Here is a 19,197-nt window from a genome sequence, read left to right on the forward strand (position 1 = left end):
GGCACTATCTGTTCCAAGGAACAAGCATTTGCTGTCACAGGAGAAATCAGATGCACATGACCCTTTCCCTTGGATCGAGCCTAAAGGTGGCTTGCGTTCTGCCTGTGCTGGCAACCGTATCGCTGCCTGCTGCAGTTCAGGCTGAAACCCGTGTTGCACCCGTGACGGTTGCTTCGGGCTTGGCCTCTCCCTGGGGCCTGGCCTTTCTGCCTGGCGGCGGCTATCTGGTCACAGAGCGGGACGGCGTGCTCAAATTCGTCGCTGGCGACGGGTCATCCTCCGTTGTCTCCGGCGCGCCCAAGGTGGCTGCCAGCGGGCAGGGTGGTCTTCTGGACATCGCGCTTGCGCCAGACTTTCAGGACACCCACGAGATCTACATGACCTTCTCCGAGCCCTCGCCAGATGGAGCTGGAACCTCGCTCTTTCGCGCCAAGCTGGAAGGGAAGGCAGGGTCGTTCCGCCTGACTGAAGGCAAGGTCGTCTTCTCCGGCAACAACCGGACCTCGGGCGGCAAGCATTTCGGATCCCGCATTGCCTTTGCTCCGGATGGAATGGTCTTCATCACCGCCGGAGAGCGCGGTGATGGCGAGCGTGCGCAGAACCCGGACAATCACGGCGGATCTGTTCTGCGCCTGACCCGTGATGGGGGCGTCCCGCAGGACAATCCCTTCGTGGGAAAGGCTGGCTTCCAGCCGGAGATCTGGTCCATGGGGCATCGCAACCCTCAAGGCGCTGCCATTCATCCGCAAACGGGTCAGCTCTGGACCGTCGAACATGGCGCACGCGGAGGGGATGAGATCAATCGTCCCGAGGCCGGAAAGAACTATGGCTGGCCCGTCATTTCCTATGGCCGCCACTATACCTTCCTGCCGATCGGTGAGGGCACCCACAAGGAGGGCATGGAGCAGCCCTTACACTATTGGGATCCCTCAATTGCTCCCTCAGGCATGGCTTTCGTGACAAGTAGTGTGTATCCGGGCTGGGAGGGAAGCCTGCTCATCGGTGCTCTTGCCGGTCAGCACCTTAGCCGTCTTTCTCTTGAGGGAGAGAATGTCACTGGCGAGGAAAAGCTGCTGGAAGATCTTGGCGAGCGCATCCGGGATGTAAGGCAAGGTCCGGACGGCAAGATCTATCTTCTGACTGACAGCGATGAGGGCAAGCTCATCCGCCTGGATCTGATGTAGCCGTCTCAGGATGTGGAGTGATCGGGTGGTGAGGGAGGCGTCACGCCTCGCGAAGCTGTGCCTGCCCAATAGGATTGCTCTGCTTCTGGCCTTCCGCCTGAATGAAAGCCATGGCTTCTTCCGCCGGGACGGCCTTGCCGAAGAGAAACCCTTGGCCGTAGCTGCAGCCCAAATCCTTCAGCGCATCCAGCTGCTGCGGGTTCTCGATGCCTTCGGCGGTGGTCGCGATGCCCAGGCCCTTACCGAGTGCCACCATGGTCCGCACGATGTTCATCTTCTTCTCGTCCGTTTCCAGGGCTGAAATGAAGCTGCGGTCGATCTTGATCTTGTCGAAGGAAAATTTCGACAATTGCGAGAGGCTGGAATAGCCGGTGCCAAAGTCGTCCAGGGCGACGCTGATCCCGGCTTGCCTGAGGTCGGTGATGACCTTGGCCGCCAGATTGATATCCCGCACCAGAGCGGTTTCGGTAATCTCGATTTCCAGGCGGCGTGGATTGAAGCCTGTCTCGCCCAGAACCTTGACGATCCGGATTCCCAGCAGCCGGTCGACCATCATGGTCGGCGAAATGTTGAAAGCCAGCGTGAGATGGGCTGGCCAGGTCTTGGCATCAAGGCAAGCCTGCCGCAGGAGATGTTCTGACAGCTCCACGATCAGGCCAATGTCTTCCGCCATGGGAATGAACTCATCCGGCCCGATGGAGCGGGAGGTCCCGACCGGCCACCGCGCCAGCGCTTCGAAGCCCCGCAACTGCCCTGACTTCAGGTCGATCAAGGGCTGGTAATAGGGGGTGATGGTCTTTTCCCTGATCGCCTGCCGGAGCTTGGCCTCCACTTCCGCCCGCTTGGCCAGAATGTCGCTCATGTGGGCCTGATAGGCTGTGACCTGATTGCGTCCCCGGTTCTTGGCCGCATAAAGCGCCACATCGGCGCACATGGTCAGATCTTTCAGGGACAGGGCGTCTTCCGGGAACCGCGCATGGCCGATGCAAGCGCCGACTTCCGCGTGAATACCGCAGATCTCAATCGGATTTGAAAGCTCTTTTACGGCGGATACGCAGAGCGCGCGCAAGTCTTCCGGGTCATGGCATGGGCTGAGAACAAGGAACTCATCCCCGCCCAGGCGGATGATGATTGCTTCCTTGAAGGTTTTGGTCAGGCGGTTGGAGATCGCAACAAGAAGACTGTCGCCGCCTTCATGGCCGATCAGGTCATTGACCTTCTTGAAGCCGTCAAGATCGATGGCACAGACCGCATAGCCATCGGGGAAGTTCTCGCGCACGATCCTTGCCGCTTCCTCATCCAGAAACCGCCGGTTCGGCAATTTGGTCAGAAAGTCATGAAACGAGATCCAGGTGGCCTTTGTTTCGGCGATTGTACGGGCCTTGGTCTCCCGGCGCAGCTCTTTCAGACGGCGGATCGCATAGACATATCCGGCAGCCCCGGCGCACATCAGGCCGAGAATGATCTCGTCGAGCTGATACTCTTCATGATCCCGGGTGAACTCGCTCAGCGTTTCATAGGCGTCCAGCATAGACATAATTATCAATGCAATTACTGCGCAGAATGTCGCAAGAATTGCATCGGTTGTTGCTGGGCTCAGGTTCCGGAATTTGTTGAGTCTTTTCATATGATGCGCCGAATTGATTGCAAAACTAACCTAGGGTGAAAGAGTTTCCAATTTCCTTAAGTATTCAGCCGCTCCTGCGTCCGAGGTGTGGGTAGAAGAGCGGTGCAGAGGGCAGGGAGAAGGGAGTGGGCAGCCTTTGATCTTGACTTTAGCTCATGAAGGACCGATATCCGGGGCGCTGGATCCGGCTGCCGCGTGAGCAGCCCGCGTTCGCCGTTCTCCGTCTCAGGACGCTGCAGGAACGGTCCTCCACACCGCAAGGTCTGGCACAGAGCCTCCAACCGGAGGCAATTCCCCTGGTTCCCAATTCACGCGGGGTTCTGACGGCTGAGGCCGCAACCGCCATGTCCGGCAGTCTCATGACGAGGTGCCGGCAACGGATCCATGCATGTGGATCTGCCAGGGCGCCAATACGAAGGTTTAAACTTGACTGATTTCAAATCGCTTGGCCTTTCCGACCAGCTTCTGAAGGCCATTGAGGCGAACGGCTATGATGCGCCGACGCCAATTCAGCGTGACGCAATCCCTTATGTTCTCAAGGGCGATGACCTGATGGGTCTGGCCCAGACCGGTACCGGAAAGACCGCCGCCTTCGGGCTGCCGCTGGTCGACCGGCTGCTGGCAAATCCGCAAGCTTCCCAGCAGCGCGGAACCCGCGCCCTGATCCTGGCTCCCACCCGCGAACTGGTGAACCAGATCGCAAAGAATCTCATCTCCTTCGTCAAGGGGACGCCGCTGCGCGTCACCTCCATCGTCGGCGGTGTTTCCATCAACGCCCAGATCAAGCGCCTTGAGCGCGGCACGGACATTCTGGTGGCAACACCGGGCCGTCTGCTGGATCTGGTAGATCGCCGGGCTGTGCGTCTCGACACGGCCACCTTCCTGGTTCTGGACGAAGCCGACCAGATGCTGGATCTCGGCTTTATCCATGCCCTGCGCAAGATCGCATCGCTGGTCGCCAAGAAGCGTCAGACGCTGCTGTTCTCGGCCACCATGCCGAAGCAGATCAACGAACTGGCACAGTCCTACCTGACCGATCCGGTCCGGGTGGAAGTGGCTCCGGCCGGCAAGACGGCGGACAAGGTCACCCAGAAGGTCCATTTCATGGACCAGAAGGCAAAGACCGACTTCCTCATCAACCTGCTCTGCGAAGGTCCGGACGACATGTCCCTGGTCTTCTGCCGCACCAAGCATGGCGCCGAGCGCCTTATGAAGAAGCTCGTGTCCTGCGGTATTTCGGCAGGATCCATTCATGGCAACAAGAGCCAGAACCAGCGTGACCGGGCCATCAAGGGCCTGCGTGAAGGCGAGATCAATGTTCTGGTCGCGACGGATGTGGCTGCCCGCGGCATCGACATTCCGGGTGTGAGCCACGTCTACAATTTCGAGCTGCCGGAAGTGCCGGAAGCCTATGTGCACCGGATCGGCCGGACGGCACGTGCCGGTGCCAATGGTGATGCCATTGCCCTGTGTGCTCCGGAAGAAATCGGCCTGCTCCGCCAGATCGAGAAGCTGACGAGCAACAAGATCGAAGTCGCCAGCGGCGATGTGCCGTCCGACCATGCAGCCGTCTCGCCGCGCCGCGGCAAGAGCGGTGGCGGTGGCCAGCGTCAGCGTTCTGGCGGTGGTGGTCATGGTGGACGTGAGGGTGCCAAGGCGAAGGCAAAAGGTGGCAATTCCGGTCCGGATGCCAGCCGGCGTCCCCGGCGCCCGCGCCGTCGCCCTCAGGGCGAGCGGTCCGCTGCAGCCTAAGCTGAGCAACATTGAAGTATCAGAAGGCCGGCTGGTTACAGCCGGCCTTTTCTTTTGAGCGAGCTATGCAGTTCTTGCAATGCAGCTGCGAAAATGTTTTTGTCAGTAAAATTAATCTAATTAATTGAAAAATTTAAATATTTTACATTTTGAGGATTTTTTCACTGATTGAAAAATATCTTGATCATTCCGCTTACGTAAGCTAAAAGCTTCCCTATCGGCAGCACGGCGCGAATGAAGCTCTCGAGAGAGCCTTTCGGCGCATGGCCAGTTCAATGGCCTGATTTCGGGCTGCCCAAAATGATGTTCAAGTAATGAATGATGCTCTCACACCGGATCGGTATCTGGTGTGATCTTGGCCGCGCGTTCCAATTCAAAACGGGCGGCGGCCAGCCTTTTCATTCTGAGAAAGATGTTCAGTGCCGAGAGCGATTCCGGCGCAGAGGAAACGCATGCCCTGAACCTGGCAGAAAGCCGGTCGGGTAATCAGTTCAGCTTGTGGCTGCGAACCATGTGTCGTCCGGTGCGGGACAGATCGCCAATATAGGCGGCGCGCCCGGAGACGTGTGACCCCGTTCGCAACCGGCGTCCCCTTTGACCAGGAGAGGGCGCCGGATCCCCCATCGTCCACAAGGCAACGGCGCCGGCGCTCGGAACTTGTTCCGAATGCCGGTCGGGTAATCAGTTCAGCTTGTGGCTGCGAACCATGTGTCGTCCGGTGCGGGACAGATCGCCAATATAGGCGGCGCGCCCGGAGACGTGTGACCCCGTTCGCAACCGGCGTCCCCTTTGACCAGGAGAGGGCGCCGGATCCCCCATCGTCCACAAGGCAACGGCGCCGGCGCTCGGAACTTGTTCCGAATGCCGGCGCCGTCTGTATTTCCAGGCTATGAAACGACTTTCAGAGGGTCTTACATGTTCGGGTAGTTCGGGCCACCCGAGCCTTCCGGAACCGTCCAGGTGATGTTGCCGTTCGGATCCTTGATGTCGCAGGTCTTGCAGTGAACGCAATTCTGCGCGTTGATCTGGAACTTCGGGGCGTCTTCGCCTTCCTCGATCCACTCATAGACCCCGGCGGGGCAATAGCGGTTGGACGGTCCGGCAAAGACGTCGCGCTCGGAGAGCTTCTGCAGGGTTTCATCCTTCACCTTGAGGTGGATCGGCTGATCTTCCTCATGGTTGGTGTTGGACAGGAACACGGAAGAGAGCTTGTCGAAGGAGATGACCCCATCCGGCTTCGGATAGTCGATCTTCTTGCAATCCTTGGCGGGCTTCAGGCTCGCAGCGTCGCTCTTGCCATGCTTGAGCGTTCCGAAGAAGGAAACGCCGAACAGCTGGTTGGTCCACATATCCAGACCGCCGAGGGCAATACCCAGAACCGTGCCGTATTTGGACCAGAGCGGCTTGACGTTACGCACCCGCTTGAGATCAGCGCCGATCTCGCTTTCGCGCCAGGCGGTGTCATAGCTGGTGAGTTCCGCATTTTCTTCGCCGCGTCCGAGTGCAGCCATGACTTCCTCGGCCGCCAGCATGCCCGACAGCATGGCATTGTGAGACCCCTTGATCCGGGGCACGTTCACGAAGCCTGCCGAGCAGCCCATGATCAGGCCGCCGGGGAAGGAAAGCTTGGGAACCGACTGATAGCCGCCTTCCGTGATGGCGCGTGCGCCGTAGGAAATACGCTTGCCGCCCTCGAAGGTTTCGCGGATGGCCGGGTGGGTCTTGAAGCGCTGGAACTCGTCGAACGGAGACAGCCAGGGGTTCTGGTAGTTCAGGTGCACGACGAAACCGACGGCGACCTGATTGTCTTCCAGATGATAAAGGAACGCGCCGCCACCGGTCTTGCCGTCCAGCGGCCAGCCGAAGGAGTGCTGCACCAGACCCGGGCGGTGCTTGGCCGGATCGACCTGCCACAGTTCCTTGATGCCGATGCCGAATTTCGGCACGTCGCTGTCCTTGGCAAGGTCGAATTTCTCGATCAACTGCTTGGCAAGGGATCCGCGTGCGCCTTCGCCGATCAGCACATATTTGCCGCGCAGTTCCATGCCGCGTGTGAACATGGCGTTCGGCTTGCCGTCCCGGCCAATGCCCATGTCGCCGGTTGCAACGCCGACAACGCGGCCGGCATCATCATAGAGCAGCTCAGCAGCCGCAAAGCCCGGATAGATCTCGACGCCAAGTTCCTCTGCCTTGGCGGCAAGCCAGCGGCAGACATTACCCAGCGAGACAATGTAATTGCCGTGGTTGTTCATGAGCTGCGGCATGAGGATATTGGGCAGGCGCATGGAGCCTGCCGGGCCCAGCACCAGGAACTGGTCTGCGGTCACCGGTGTCTTCAGGGGAGCGTCTGCGTCTTCGCGCCACTCCGGCAGCAGTTTGTCCAGGGCAATCGGATCGATCACGGCACCAGACAGGATGTGGGCACCCACTTCCGAGCCCTTTTCCAGAACGACGATGCTGATCTCTTCGCCCTTTTCGGCGGCGATCTGCTTCAGTCGAATGGCTGCCGCCAGTCCCGCCGGGCCGGCGCCGACGATGACAACGTCGACTTCCATGCTTTCGCGTTCGCCCAATGCGTCCTGTTCCGACATGATTTTCTCCCTCATTCCGTCTGGAGTGGTCCAGCAAAGTTTCTTTTTGCACTTTTTTCAGATCAAGACACCGGTTTTCTACACCTTTAGCCTCCCGGTTCGGGCCGTTTTCCAGTGTCCGATCGTCTAACTTCCGGGCTGCGCCTCGTCGTGCCGGGAAAGTTTGTAACCTTCCTATTACGTAAACGTAAGTTTGTGCAATCGGCCTTTTCCGTCAAGTGGGCGCGGATTACGGGGACAATTCACCGCAAGCTCCGTCCTCGGCGGGAAATGCGCGCAATCCCTTTGTCATGCGGGGGCTTACACGTTAGTTTGCCGCCCGGAGGCAATGGATTTTGCACAACACAGAGCTTGCACAGCGCGAATTAGAATCGCTTCTGGACTTCCTGACCGCGGCCGGTCTGGATTGCTTTCTGGAAGAGGAAGCCGTCGACAGTTTCGCCCTGTCAGAGGTTGCAACTGCGCGCCGTGCCATGCCGGGTCCCGGCAACTCTGTGCAGCCACCGGTCCAGCGTGAGCCGGCAGCTCCGGCTCCGGCTGTTCTGCAAAGACCTCACGATGGGCCCCTCAAGGATTTTTCCAAGTCTTTTCAGGCCCAACCTGAGCCCGCCGCCTCTTCGCCAATGGGCGAGGCCGTCGTGCCGGACAAGGCAGCCATCGACATGGCGCGGGAAGCGGCCAGAGCTGCAGGCAGTCTGGAAGAGCTGAAGGCCAGTCTCGGAGCCTTTTCAGCCTGCAATCTCAAACTCACGGCAAAGTCGCTGGTGTTTGCGGATGGCCGGGCGAATGCGCGCGTCATGCTGATCGGTGGCGCGCCTGGACGGGATGAGGATGCGGCCGGAGTGCCGTTCATTGGCCGGTCCGGCCAGCTTCTGAACAAGATGCTGGCTGCCATCGGGCTGAACCGCGGAGATGTCTATCTGGCCAATGTCGTGCCCTGGCGGCCGCCGGGAGACAGAACGCCCACGCCTCAGGAAACGGAAATCTGCCTTCCGTTCATCGCCCGCCAGATTGAACTGGTCACTCCGGATTTCTTGGTGCTTCTCGGAGCGGCCTCCGCAAAGAGCCTGCTTGGAACACAGGAGGCCATTCGCAACTTGCGTGGGCGTTGGGGTGTCTATGAGGCCGGCGGCCGGCAATTGCCATGTCTGACGACTTATGATCCGGACTTCCTGCTCCGCAGCCCCTTGGATAAGAGATTGACCTGGCTGGATTTTCTCGCACTGAGAGAGCGGCTCAGAGGTTAGCCGGGAGCGAATTTCTTCCGCACCGGAAGCTTTTCGTCATGGTTTCAAGAGTTCCGCTTTGATATCTGTAAAAATGACAGTGTATCGTCATTTTGCACATTGTTTTTAATTATAAAATTACGTTTCCAACGATAACCTGCCCCTGAAAACTCGTTGGGGGTCAACTTGTCTACGACCGAAGTGCATGCTCCGGGTCCCAGTCTGCCTGTTCTGGTCGTGGACCTGGAAGGGCTCCTTTGCGTTGAAGGGGCTGCCACCGAGTTCAGCCGCAAAGGCTGCCGTTTCCATTCTGACCGTATAGGTGAGTTGAGCGAGACCGTTGGCCTTCGGGTGGATGGTCTCGACAAGATGATCCGCGGGCGCATTACGTCCGTCACCAACAGCAACGCGCTCATTTCGTTCGAATTCGAAAACGCTGTCGTGCGTGAGAAGCGCAAGGAGCCGAGGCGGCCCGTGCGCATTCCGGCGAGAATATCCGACCGGCGTGGCGGTCTCGTCATACCTTCGATCATTGTGGATGCCAGCAAGTCTGGCTGCAGGGTCGAGGCGCGGGACCTGGACATGATTCCTACCGATATCCGGCTGCATATACCGGGACTGGACATGCCGGTGAATGGCGAGATCAAATGGCGCCAACCTGGATGCGCAGGGGTGCTGTTGCTTTGGCAATTCTCCCGGCAGAGTGATCTGAAGTCCCGCGTTGCCGATGCCGAATTGCAGACGGGCGAGGGGGAAGAAGCGCAAAAAGGCAAGGCCCGGAAGCGCCGCGCTGATGCGTTCGGCACGCGCGGTCCCAAGAAAGGCAAATAGGCCGATCGTCTCGGGCTGGTCTTTTTTCCTCCAGCCAATGTTCCTATATCCGGAAGAGATATTGTCTTTTCAGGAAGGTGAGATGTGATCGATACCCTGCGCGGTTTGTTGCCCAAGAAGTTCCGGTCCGAGGGGCCGGTGATCCCGGTGGTCCGGCTGCAAGGTGCCATCGGAATGGCAACGCCCTTGAGGCCGGGTCTGTCGCTTGCCTCTGTCGCACAGCCTCTGGAAAAGGCCTTCGCCATGAAGAAGGCACCCGCGGTGGCGCTCATCGTCAACTCGCCTGGCGGGTCACCTGTTCAATCCCGCCTGATCTATCAGCGCATCCGCGACCTTGCGAAAGAGAAGGAAAAAGAAGTCCTTGTCTTCGTTGAGGATGTGGCGGCAAGCGGCGGCTACATGATCGCCCTTGCCGGCGACGAGATCATTGCCGACCCTTGCGCGATCATCGGATCCATCGGAGTTGTCTCAGCCGGTTTCGGCTTTACCGATCTTATCAAGAAGATCGGTGTGGAGCGGCGGGTCTATACGGCAGGCGAAAAGAAGGTCATTCTGGATCCGTTCCAGCCTGAGAATGCTGATGACATCGCTTATCTGAAGGGTCTGCAGCAGGAGATCCACGAGATCTTCATCGACATGGTGAAGTCGCGGCGCGGAGATGTGCTGAGTTCCAGTGACGAGGTCTTTTCAGGCAAGTTCTGGACCGGTGGTTCCGCCCGGGGGCTGGGGCTGATTGACGGTCTCGGTGATCTTCGGGGAACGCTGAAGGAGCGCTATGGCAGCAAGGCTGAGCCGAAGCTGATTTCCGCGCCCAGGGGTTTGCTGGGACGCCGCAGTTCCGTTGGCGGCGTATCGGCACTGGCCTCCTTGTCGTCCGGCGGACAGGGACTTGGGGGAGACGTCATTTCGAGCCTTGAAGAGCGAAGCCTCTGGGCACGCTATGGGCTTTAAGTGGATTGCTTGAAGGAAGAACATCATGACCGAGATCATCGGCTTTGCCGCCCTTGCGGCTGGGGGATACTGGATCTATTCGCGCATGAAGCGGAAGATGGCTGAGGTGGAAAAGCATCTCGCCGACATTTCTGCCCGGGCAACCGGCGCGCCGCGCGATGCTGGCAATCTGATCCGGGATCCGAAGACGGGCCGGTACCGGCCTGAGCAGGGCTGATACCAACCTCACGCCCCGGCATCTCAAGTCTTGAAAACAAATGGGCCGCACCCGCAATGCGCGGAGGCGGCCCTATTTGTCTGATCCATTGGATCCTGACGGGAGGCAGTCCTAGAGCGAAGCCATATAAGTCGGCAGTTCGTTCATGCTCGGTACCACGATCAGTTTCTTCACCTTGCCCGCCTTGAAGGCCGAGAGGAACTTCTCGTAGTTGGTGAAAGCCACGCAGCCATGAGAGCCGATACGGCCCCGCAGCAGATTGGTGTGGGTCAGCATTCCGTCGCGGCCATGCATGGCGGAAGGGTCTGCCGGCAGCATCCGGATCGCCTCGACACCATAGAAGCGCTTTTCACGCATCCGCAGGTGATAGACGTTCGGCGGCGTCGGTCCGTTGTTGCGCACATGCACGAATTTCGGATTGTCCCGCATCTTGCCGATGCCCGAGTGGGCTTCCAGCTTGCTCCCATCCGGCATGTGAACCGTGGCAGAGCTGATGTCATAGACTGCGATACCGCTGCTCCGGCCCGGAAGCTCGATGTTCTTGGCGGTCGAACTGAAGATCTTTGACAGTCCGCTGAATGGGCTCTTCTCGTCCGTGGCCGGGTCTTCAGCCGAAGCATAGGCCATGGCGGCCGGTGCGCTGGGCTTGGCAGACTGCGCGGCTGCCGGCTTTGAGGCCTGCGCCACGACTGGCTTTGCCGCTTCAGGCTTAGGCGTATAATCCGGCCGCTTGAAGGGAACCGGAATGGTTTCCGGTTCGACAGGATCGGCCATGGCGACCTGCGCTTCCGCTTCCTTCTTTGCCTGCTCGAGAGCTGCGACCTTTGCCTTTGCTTCCGCTTCCGCCGCGGCTGCAATCTTCGCAGCCCGTACTCTGGCAGCTTCGGTTGCCTCCTGAAGGGCAATCACAGCCTTGTAGCGGGTTTCCAGCTTCTCACGCAGATCCGCCTTGGCGACGGTGATGTCGGCCTCCAGCTTCTGGACCTTGAGAGTGGCTTCCGTTTCCGCCTCAAGCTTTCCAACCCTTGAGGCGATGGAACGGGCAAAGGCTGAAGCGCGTTCCGCAGGACTCAGCCGCTCAGGAGCAGCCAGACCTTGAGCCGGTTCCAGGGCAGAAACCTTTGCAGGAGTGCTTTGTTCAAGTGCAGCAGGGGAAATTGGATCCGGGTCCTGCTTGTGAGAATAGGCTATTGCGGCACCTGCGCCGCATAAGATGGTCAGAAGGCAGAAGACTACCTTGCGAGGGCTCGCCAAACCACACGTGTCCGCGGCCCGTCCGCTCATCGCGGATGGCTGTTTACTCAGATACATAAGGGTCCAAACTACGCGTCCCCGCACGGCGAACTGGGCCGTGCATTGATACTGTCGCTCTGCTGGGAATGGCGTCCCCACGGGCACCGATCCAACGACTTTGAATAATGAAGTTTCTTGGTAACCAAGTCGTTTACGCCTTGCAGAATTCGCCTAAGACCATCAGAAAACGGCGGATTTTTGACGTTTCTGGCATGGTGAACGAATTCGCAAAGGGTGTGCGCGCGCGTCTGGATTGAGGTTTTTTACAAGGAAAAAGCGCTGCGGAGAGGGCCGGCAGCGCTTGGAGTGGAGAGGCAAATCAGGGAGCGGTGCCGGGAGAAAGTCCCCCGGCGCCGTTGACCGCTCAGCGGTAGTGAACCGGCCGGATCGGGCGTTCGCATTCGCGGATCTTGCGAACCATGCCATTGCTCAGGCGGATATAGCGCCATTCGACTGAACAGCCCTCATGCTCTTCCACCACAAGGCGCGGGCGCTTGGGATTGCGGTGGGTTGGCGGATAGTTCGAAGAAGAAGCTGCCTTCTGCATCATGCAGTTCTTCGAGGCACAAAGGATCACTCCTCCCGTCGGATCGGAGCCACCGGTTGCTCCCGAACTGGAAGATGACCGGCCGGACGATTGGTTGTTGGAAGCCTGCTGTGCATTTGCCGGGGCAAGCGCGGCGGAAAGGCTCAGGCTCAGGCCAAGGATCAGACCCATTGCGGTGGTTGCTTGTGTTTTCATGACGGTCTCCATGGTGCGAATTCCTCATTCGCTTCTGTCCGGCTCCCTCTGGAGGCGGTGAGAGGATCATGGCAGACCTTCCCCAGCGGAACTGTGATCTGAGACACGATTTGTCACTTGCTTTCCGGAGCCCTGCCGGACCATCCGCTTGACCTGACGGTTCCTCCGTGGCACCTGTCGCGGCACGCGCGGGAACAGCCCGCCAATCCTTTATCTTTTGCACGGAACGGTTCCATGTCGAGCGACGCCCTGCCGGCGCATATGCGCCCCGAGAATTCCTTTCAAGGACTGATCCTGACCTTGCAGCGGTTCTGGGCGGATCAGGGCTGTGTGGTTCTGCAGCCCTATGACATGGAAGTCGGCGCTGGCACCTTCCATCCGGCGACCACCTTGCGCTCTCTCGGTCCGCGTCCGTGGAAGGCCGCCTATGTGCAGCCGTCCCGCCGCCCGACTGACGGCCGCTATGGCGAGAACCCGAACCGTCTGCAGCACTATTACCAGTTCCAGGTGATCCTGAAGCCGTCTCCGGACAATCTTCAGCAGCTCTATCTCAACTCGCTTTATGCCATCGGCCTTGATCCGAAGATCCACGACGTCCGCTTCGTCGAGGATGACTGGGAAAGCCCGACGCTGGGCGCCTGGGGTCTTGGCTGGGAATGCTGGTGTGACGGCATGGAAGTGTCCCAGTTCACCTATTTCCAGCAGGTGGCAGGCTTCGAATGTTCGCCTGTGTCCGGCGAACTGACCTATGGCCTGGAGCGCCTGGCCATGTACATTCAGGGCGTCGATAACGTCTATGACCTGAACTACAACGGCCGCGAAGGTGCCGAGAAGGTCACTTACGGGGACGTGTTCCTGCAGGCAGAACAGGAATATTCCCGGCATAACTTCGAGCATGCCGACACGGAAATGCTGTTCCGTCACTTCAAGGATGCGGAAGGCGAGTGCAAGGCGCTGCTGGCCGCTGGCGCCAAGGCTCGTGATGAGGCCGGTGCCGATGTGCACCAGGTCGTTCTGCCCGCCTATGACCAGTGCATCAAGGCCTCCCACGCGTTCAACCTGTTGGACGCGCGCGGCGTGATCTCGGTGACCGAGCGCCAGAGTTATATTCTGCGCGTGCGGGAACTGGCCAAGGCCTGTGGCGCCGCTTTCCTGGAAACGAAAGCCGGTGGCGTGGGTTACGAGGGCTGAGCTCTATAACGTTTTGGATGGACACGGCTTGTAGAATCGCGTGAATCAACTTCCGATATATTTTCGGAGGTTGAATTCTTGCTTCGCATCGTTTCTCTGTTCGTTATCAGTTTGTTTGCTTTGGGCTCATTGGCGCAGGCTCGAACTGTTCTTCCTCGATTTGCGATTGGAACTCTGTCTGCATCCAAGGATGCGATCAAGGGTGGCTTGAATGTTTGGTCAAGCTGCAAGACAAAAGATGACTATGAAAAGGTGCTAGACGCAGTCATTACGCGAACGGAAACGCATGAGCGTGAATTCTATCAATATTTCAGAGATAGAATTGACAAAAACTGGCCGAAAAAGAAGCGCGATGAAGAGAACAAGAGGCTTTATCGTCTTTTGGAAACCAACCGCCGCGAGTTGTCGAAAATAAACGAGAAGTCGAAGTTTGGTGCGCCACTCGATGTTGACTGCAAACCATTTCCGAGAACGAAAATGATCATTGAGAAGAATTCGGCTTTCGGTGATCATATTTGCGTTCGCCCTTTGACGGGCGGCGCTTGTGGCTGGACAGACAAAAGGGCCTTCAAAGGGTTTTACAGTCTTGGCACGGATTCTAAAACCTGGTCACCGAACCGCTAAGGCGTAGCCAAGCCCTGAGCCAATTCCTTCGTTTAGAGATAAGTCTGTCAAAGACACGTAACGCAGGTTACGAGGGCTGAGCTCGAACGCTTTGGGGTGACAACCCCTTTCTATGAAGATAGCCTCCGCGTCATTTCTACGCGGAGGCTTTTTTATGTCCTGGTTCCTTCTGGCGATTGTCGGCGTTCTCGGCCTTTATCTCATCTCGCTCTACAACGGGCTGGTCAGGAAACGTCAGATGGTGAACGAGGGCTGGAGCGGCATTGATGTCCAGCTCAAGCGCCGGACAGATCTCATCCCCAGCCTTGTCGAGGTGGTGAAAGGCTATGCCTCCCACGAGCGCGAGGCGCTGGAAGCGGTGACCCGCATGCGCTCCCAGGCGGAAGCTGTTCCAGGCGATGACATTGAAGGCAGGGCCAAGGCGGAGGGGATGCTTTCCCAGGCGCTTGGCCGCCTGATGGCGGTGGCGGAGAGCTATCCGGATCTCAAGGCCAGCCAGAATTTTGTCGATCTGCAGGCTTCCCTGGACAAGGTGGAACATGAGCTCCAGATGTCCCGGCGCTATTATAACGGTGCCGTACGCGGACTGAACGTGGCGGTCGAGAGCTTCCCCTCCAATCTGGTGGCGCGGAATTTCGGGTTCGAGAAGGCCGGTTATTTCGAGATCGAGGACGCCGCTGATCGTTCCGTCCCGAGCGTTTCCTTCTGAGCCGGAGTGACAATGATCAGATCCAGCCTTGCGGCTTTCCTGGTTCGCGCGGTTCTTGCGCCGCTTATGCTTCTGTTCTTCATTCAAGGGGCGATGGCGCAGGAGCGCATCGTCGACTTCAAGTCCCTGATCAATATGGATGTCTCCGGCCTCGTTCGGGTCGAGGAGACCATCACGGTCATTGCGGAAGGGCAGAGGATCCAGCGCGGGATCTTCAGGGATATTCCGACCCAGTTCCGGGGCGAGAGCGGCCGCCTGCATCAGGCCGGGATCGAGGTGCTTTCGGTCGAACGGGACGGTGCAAGCGAGACGTTCCGGGTCAACCGCTCCGATGACGGCATTCGCATCTACATTGGCTCTCCGGATGTGTATCTGCAGCCGGGCCGTTACACCTACACAATCCAATACGAGACCACCCGCCAGATCCGGTTCTTCGAGACCCATGATGAGCTCTATTGGAACGTCACCGGCAATGAATGGGCTTTCAGCATCGGCCACGCCTCGGCAGAGCTGCATGCGCCGGAGGGAACCGATTTCACCAAATGGACGGCCTATACCGGAACCTATGGTCAGACCGGAAAGGATTTCAAAGTCCGCGCCGGAGCGGCAAACAATGTCCTGCTCTTCGAGACAACGCGTCTGCTCGGGCCGACGGAGGGGATGACAATTGTTGCAGCTCTGCCCGCCGGCACGATTGAGCAGCCGGACTTTTCGGATGAAGCCGGCTACTTCCTGACCGACTACTCGGTTCAGCTCGTGGGTCTTGGCGGTCTGCTGGTTGCGTTTCTCTATTACATCATTGCCTGGATGAAGGTCGGCCGCGATCCGAAGTCGGGTGTGATCTTCCCGCGTTTCGAGGCGCCTGCTGGCGTGTCTCCGGCGCTGGCCCATTTCATCTACAACAAGGGGTTTTCTTCCGGTGGGTGGATTGCGGTGGCGGCTGCCTGCCTGTCGCTGGCGGTCAAGGGGCTGATCACGCTTCAGGATCTGGACAGCAATTTGAAGCTGGTGAAGACCGGCAAGAAAGGCGCGGAGCCTCTGCCGAAGGGCGAGGCCATCATTGATGCCTGGCTGACCGACCGGGATGGCAAGGCCGTCATCAACAAGAAGAACGGCACGTCTGTTTCCTCCCTGGGGTCTGACTTCTGTTCCGCCATCTCCACGGAGAACAAGGACCGCTATTTCCTGACCAACTGGCGCTGGATCCTGCCGGGTGTCGGCGTTTCCCTCGTCACGCTGCTGGTCCTGGCGCTGTCTGGCGCCATGGAGGAGTATCATGTCGTCTTCATCTTCATCGTGGGCATCTTCACAGCCGTGGTCTCGGTGATCGGACGCAGCATGCCGGACAAGCTCCAGCGGAGTTTCGTCATTGCCCTGTGCATTGCGCTGGTGATCTGCCTGCTGTGCATCCTGGGCTCCTTCAGCAGCGACAGTGTGCCATTGGTCATGCCGGTGCTGTTTGCCCTGTCTTGCCTGACACTGATCTTCGCCATTTTGCTGGCCACCCCGACCGCGCATGGCCGTCAGGTTCTGGACGAGATCGAGGGCCTTGAAATGTATCTCTCGGTCGCGGAAGCCGACCGGATGAACATGCAGGGCGCCCCCAGCATGAGTCCCTCCCACTTCGAGGCACTTTTGCCTTACGCGGTGGCGCTGGGCGTCGAGGCACCCTGGTCGGCAGCGTTCGAGGCCTGGCTGAAGAAGGCGACCGGGAGTGATGAGGTCAGCTATGATCCGCATTGGTGTTCGGATCAGCACTTCTCGGGGAGGAATTTCTCCTCTTCGCTGAGTTCGGCCGTGTCTGCCATGTCGGGAAGCTTCTCGTCCTCGCTGCCGGAAACGGATAGTTCCAGCTCTGGCTTTTCAAGCAGCGGCGGCTCCTCCGGTGGTGGCGGCGGCGGAGGGGGAGGCGGGGGCTGGTAAGCTCCCGTCCTGCTTGGTTTCTGTCTTTTGAAACTTGACGCTAGGTCATTGTTTTTATTGACTGCGACGCACTGACGCCGTCCACTGAAACCCGTCTGATTCTTGATCTATCTCAATGTTCGAAGGCGAGCTTGATCCTAGTCCGGTCCTAGCGCTGTTCTGCGCAAGGACTTAGGAGATAGAGATGAATAGGAAAAGGGCTGGGCTGCTGGGGCTTCTTGCTTCAGTGGGAATGGGTGCGCTCGTGTGTCAGGCTGCTGCTGCAGATCTGCCGGTCGCACAGGATGCCTCTGATGTGACGGTCTTCAAGCAGTTGAGCCCCTGGCAGATCCGCGTGCGCGCTCTGGGTGTGATCACTCAGGACGACGGCTCTGTGGACGGTGTTGCCGGTTCCGATCTCTCCTTCTCCGACACGGTGATCCCTGAACTCGACATCACCTATTTCTTCACCGACAACATTGCTGCGGAACTGATCCTGGGCACGACCTACGCCAAGGTTTACGGTGAAGGCTCCATCTCCGGTCTGAACCAGATCGGCAAGACCTGGGTGCTGCCGCCCACCTTGACCCTGCAGTATCACTTCACCAACTTCGGCGCTTTCAAGCCCTATGTCGGTGCCGGTGTGAACTACACGATCTTCTACAGCCAGTCCGCTGACAGTGCCGACAAGCTGCATGTGAAGAACGCCTTCGGTGCTGCAGTGCAAGCCGGTTTCGACTACATGATCGACGACCATTGGGGCGTGAACCTGGACGTGAAGAAGATCTTCATGGAGCCTGATTTTGACGTGACCGTTGCAGGCACCAAGATGTCCGGCAAGGCCGAGCTGAACCCCTGGCTGATCGGTGCAGGTATCACCTACCGCTTCTAAGGGTCTGGTGAACTGAGACTATTTTCAGCGCCCCGTTCTTCTCCCGCTTCAGGGATGAGGACGTGGGCGCTGAATGCATTTTGAAGCGGCTGCCAAATTCGCTGCGGAGCGCAAGAAAACCCGGTGTTTCAGGTTCGCGGCGTCACGGAACTCTGATTAGATGGTGGAGAGTTGAGCCTGCACGCCTTGGTGGACCCTTGCCCATGCCTGACGATGTTCTGACGATTTCAGAGTTTTCCAGCTTCAACATCGCGATCATCGTCTATTTTCTCGGGGTGCGCCTGAACCGCGCCATTCCCTTTCTCAACCACTACAACATTCCGGAACCTGTCTCCGGCGGGCTTGTCGTTTCTGGCTCGGCGCTTCTTGCCTATCTCCTGTTCGGGGCCGAGATCAGCTTTTCGCTCGGCGCTCGGGACTTTCTGCTGCTCTATTTCTTCACCGCCATTGGCCTGAATGCCCGCTTTGCGGACCTTCTGTCAGGTGGGAAGCCCTTGCTTCTCCTGCTTGCCCTGACCGTCGGATACATGTTCGTGCAAAACGGTATTGGCACCGTGATTGCCGTTGCCATGGGGCTTCCCTCCGGCTTCGGCCTGCTGGGCGGAACCATCTCCCTCATCGGCGGACACGGGACCGCCATTGCCTGGGGTCCGCAGCTGGCGGACAGCCATGGGGTCACCGGAGCGGTCGAACTGGGGGCAGCTACCGCAACTCTGGGCCTGATTGCCGCGTCGCTTCTTGGCGGTCCCATTGCAGAGTTTCTGATCAACAGGCGCGGGGCAAGGCCGGTCGCAGCCTTGCAGGATGAAACGCCTGTTGTGGGATTGGAGCGGGAAGACGAGGCGACCGCGACCGTGACCCATACGGGCATGATGGCCAGCCTTCTGGTCCTGAACCTGGCCATCGCGGTTGGCGTCACCCTTGAGGAGATCTTGCGCCTCGGGCTCGGGATCGAATTGCCGATGTTTGTCGTCTGCCTGTTCAGCGGCATCCTGTTGTCCAACACGGTGCCACTGCTGTTCAAAGGCATCTATTGGCCCGCGCGATCCCGTTCCCTGGCGGTGATTTCCGATCTGGCACTGGGGGTCTTTCTGGCCATGTCTCTGATGAGCCTGCAATTGTGGACCATCGCCGGGCTTGCCGGACCCATGCTGCTCATCCTTGCGGCGCAGATCGCAGGAGCCGCGCTCTTCGTCATCTATGTGCTGTTTCCCGTCATGGGCCGGGACTATGAGGCTGCAGTGCTTGGGGCAGGGTTCGCAGGCTTCGCGCTGGGCGCCACCCCCACGGCCATTGCCAACATGACTGCCGTGACCAAGCAATATGGTGCGGCCGTTCAGGCCTTCCTGATCCTGCCGCTGGTTTCCGCCTTCTTTGCCGATCTGGCCAATGCCGCAATCATCTGGCTGTTCCTGTCGCTCTGAGGCGGCGGGCCTGCGGAAAGGATGCCCGCAAAAGTCGGCCG

At 58.9% G+C, this 19,197-nt stretch carries 16 protein-coding genes; 12 read left to right on the plus strand and 4 right to left on the minus strand.

What is annotated here, in order from left to right:
- Positions 1–56 precede the first annotated feature (56 nt).
- Complete coding sequence (locus tag BUA94_RS03460) at positions 57–1,184, plus strand: PQQ-dependent sugar dehydrogenase (protein ID WP_073010813.1); 1,128 nt, start codon at positions 57–59, stop codon at positions 1,182–1,184.
- Positions 1,185–1,224: 40 nt separating this feature from the next.
- Here the strand turns inward: BUA94_RS03460 and BUA94_RS03465 are convergent, their stop codons facing one another.
- The gene (locus BUA94_RS03465; RefSeq protein ID WP_175557988.1) at positions 1,225–2,721 is read right to left on the minus strand and encodes a putative bifunctional diguanylate cyclase/phosphodiesterase; all 1,497 of its coding nucleotides are present in this window, start codon (positions 2,719–2,721) and stop codon (positions 1,225–1,227) included.
- A gap of 516 nt (positions 2,722–3,237) precedes the next feature.
- On the opposite strand from BUA94_RS03465, the gene BUA94_RS03470 reads away from it, so the two are divergent.
- Entirely contained in the window at positions 3,238–4,563 is a 1,326-nt protein-coding gene (locus BUA94_RS03470) for a DEAD/DEAH box helicase (protein WP_073010816.1), read from the plus strand.
- Between the two features lie 911 nt (positions 4,564–5,474).
- On the opposite strand, the gene BUA94_RS03475 is transcribed toward BUA94_RS03470, so the two are convergent.
- Positions 5,475–7,154: an electron transfer flavoprotein-ubiquinone oxidoreductase gene (locus BUA94_RS03475; protein ID WP_073010820.1), complete on the minus strand. Its 1,680-nt coding sequence runs from the start codon at positions 7,152–7,154 to the stop codon at positions 5,475–5,477.
- Positions 7,155–7,489: 335 nt separating this feature from the next.
- Between BUA94_RS03475 and BUA94_RS03480 the strand changes: the two genes are divergently transcribed.
- The 4 genes from BUA94_RS03480 to BUA94_RS03495 all read left to right on the plus strand — a co-directional run bounded on the left by BUA94_RS03480 (position 7,490) and on the right by BUA94_RS03495 (position 10,379).
- Positions 7,490–8,401 carry a uracil-DNA glycosylase gene (locus BUA94_RS03480; protein WP_073008840.1) on the plus strand — a complete coding sequence of 304 codons (912 nt, stop codon included), beginning with the start codon at positions 7,490–7,492 and terminating at the stop codon, positions 8,399–8,401.
- Positions 8,402–8,566: 165 nt separating this feature from the next.
- Positions 8,567–9,211: a PilZ domain-containing protein gene (locus BUA94_RS03485; protein WP_139250997.1), complete on the plus strand. Its 645-nt coding sequence runs from the start codon at positions 8,567–8,569 to the stop codon at positions 9,209–9,211.
- 84 nt (positions 9,212–9,295) lie between these two features.
- On the plus strand, positions 9,296–10,162 hold the full coding sequence (locus tag BUA94_RS03490) for a S49 family peptidase (RefSeq protein ID WP_073008847.1): 867 nt from the start codon (positions 9,296–9,298) through the stop codon (positions 10,160–10,162).
- 25 nt (positions 10,163–10,187) lie between these two features.
- Positions 10,188–10,379 carry a hypothetical protein gene (locus tag BUA94_RS03495; RefSeq protein WP_073008850.1) on the plus strand — a complete coding sequence of 64 codons (192 nt, stop codon included), beginning with the start codon at positions 10,188–10,190 and terminating at the stop codon, positions 10,377–10,379.
- A gap of 111 nt (positions 10,380–10,490) precedes the next feature.
- On the opposite strand, the gene BUA94_RS03500 is transcribed toward BUA94_RS03495, so the two are convergent.
- Together BUA94_RS03500 and BUA94_RS03505 are read right to left on the minus strand one after the other, a co-directional pair.
- Positions 10,491–11,633 carry a DUF2778 domain-containing protein gene (locus tag BUA94_RS03500; RefSeq protein ID WP_235860442.1) on the minus strand — a complete coding sequence of 381 codons (1,143 nt, stop codon included), beginning with the start codon at positions 11,631–11,633 and terminating at the stop codon, positions 10,491–10,493.
- A gap of 403 nt (positions 11,634–12,036) precedes the next feature.
- Positions 12,037–12,414: a hypothetical protein gene (locus tag BUA94_RS03505; protein ID WP_139250998.1), complete on the minus strand. Its 378-nt coding sequence runs from the start codon at positions 12,412–12,414 to the stop codon at positions 12,037–12,039.
- Positions 12,415–12,675: 261 nt separating this feature from the next.
- On the opposite strand from BUA94_RS03505, the gene BUA94_RS03510 reads away from it, so the two are divergent.
- From BUA94_RS03510 to gltS, 6 genes are all read left to right on the plus strand, one after another.
- The gene (locus tag BUA94_RS03510; RefSeq protein ID WP_084081796.1) at positions 12,676–13,605 is read left to right on the plus strand and encodes a glycine--tRNA ligase subunit alpha; all 930 of its coding nucleotides are present in this window, start codon (positions 12,676–12,678) and stop codon (positions 13,603–13,605) included.
- A 78-nt stretch (positions 13,606–13,683) separates the two neighbouring features.
- Positions 13,684–14,229: a hypothetical protein gene (locus BUA94_RS03515; protein WP_073008856.1), complete on the plus strand. Its 546-nt coding sequence runs from the start codon at positions 13,684–13,686 to the stop codon at positions 14,227–14,229.
- A gap of 154 nt (positions 14,230–14,383) precedes the next feature.
- Positions 14,384–14,938, plus strand: coding sequence for a LemA family protein (locus BUA94_RS03520; protein WP_073008858.1), 555 nt, complete (start codon positions 14,384–14,386; stop codon positions 14,936–14,938).
- A 12-nt stretch (positions 14,939–14,950) separates the two neighbouring features.
- A complete protein-coding gene (locus BUA94_RS03525; RefSeq protein ID WP_073008863.1) occupies positions 14,951–16,861 on the plus strand; it encodes a DUF2207 domain-containing protein in 1,911 nt (636 codons plus the stop codon).
- Between the two features lie 184 nt (positions 16,862–17,045).
- Positions 17,046–17,732, plus strand: coding sequence for an OmpW/AlkL family protein (locus tag BUA94_RS03530; RefSeq protein WP_073008866.1), 687 nt, complete (start codon positions 17,046–17,048; stop codon positions 17,730–17,732).
- A 203-nt stretch (positions 17,733–17,935) separates the two neighbouring features.
- Positions 17,936–19,156, plus strand: coding sequence for a sodium/glutamate symporter (gene gltS, locus BUA94_RS03535; protein WP_073008869.1), 1,221 nt, complete (start codon positions 17,936–17,938; stop codon positions 19,154–19,156).
- Positions 19,157–19,197 lie beyond the last annotated feature (41 nt).

Origin of the sequence: Roseibium suaedae, assembly GCF_900142725.1 — a bacterium.
In the GTDB taxonomy this organism is placed as follows: domain Bacteria; phylum Pseudomonadota; class Alphaproteobacteria; order Rhizobiales; family Stappiaceae; genus Roseibium; species Roseibium suaedae.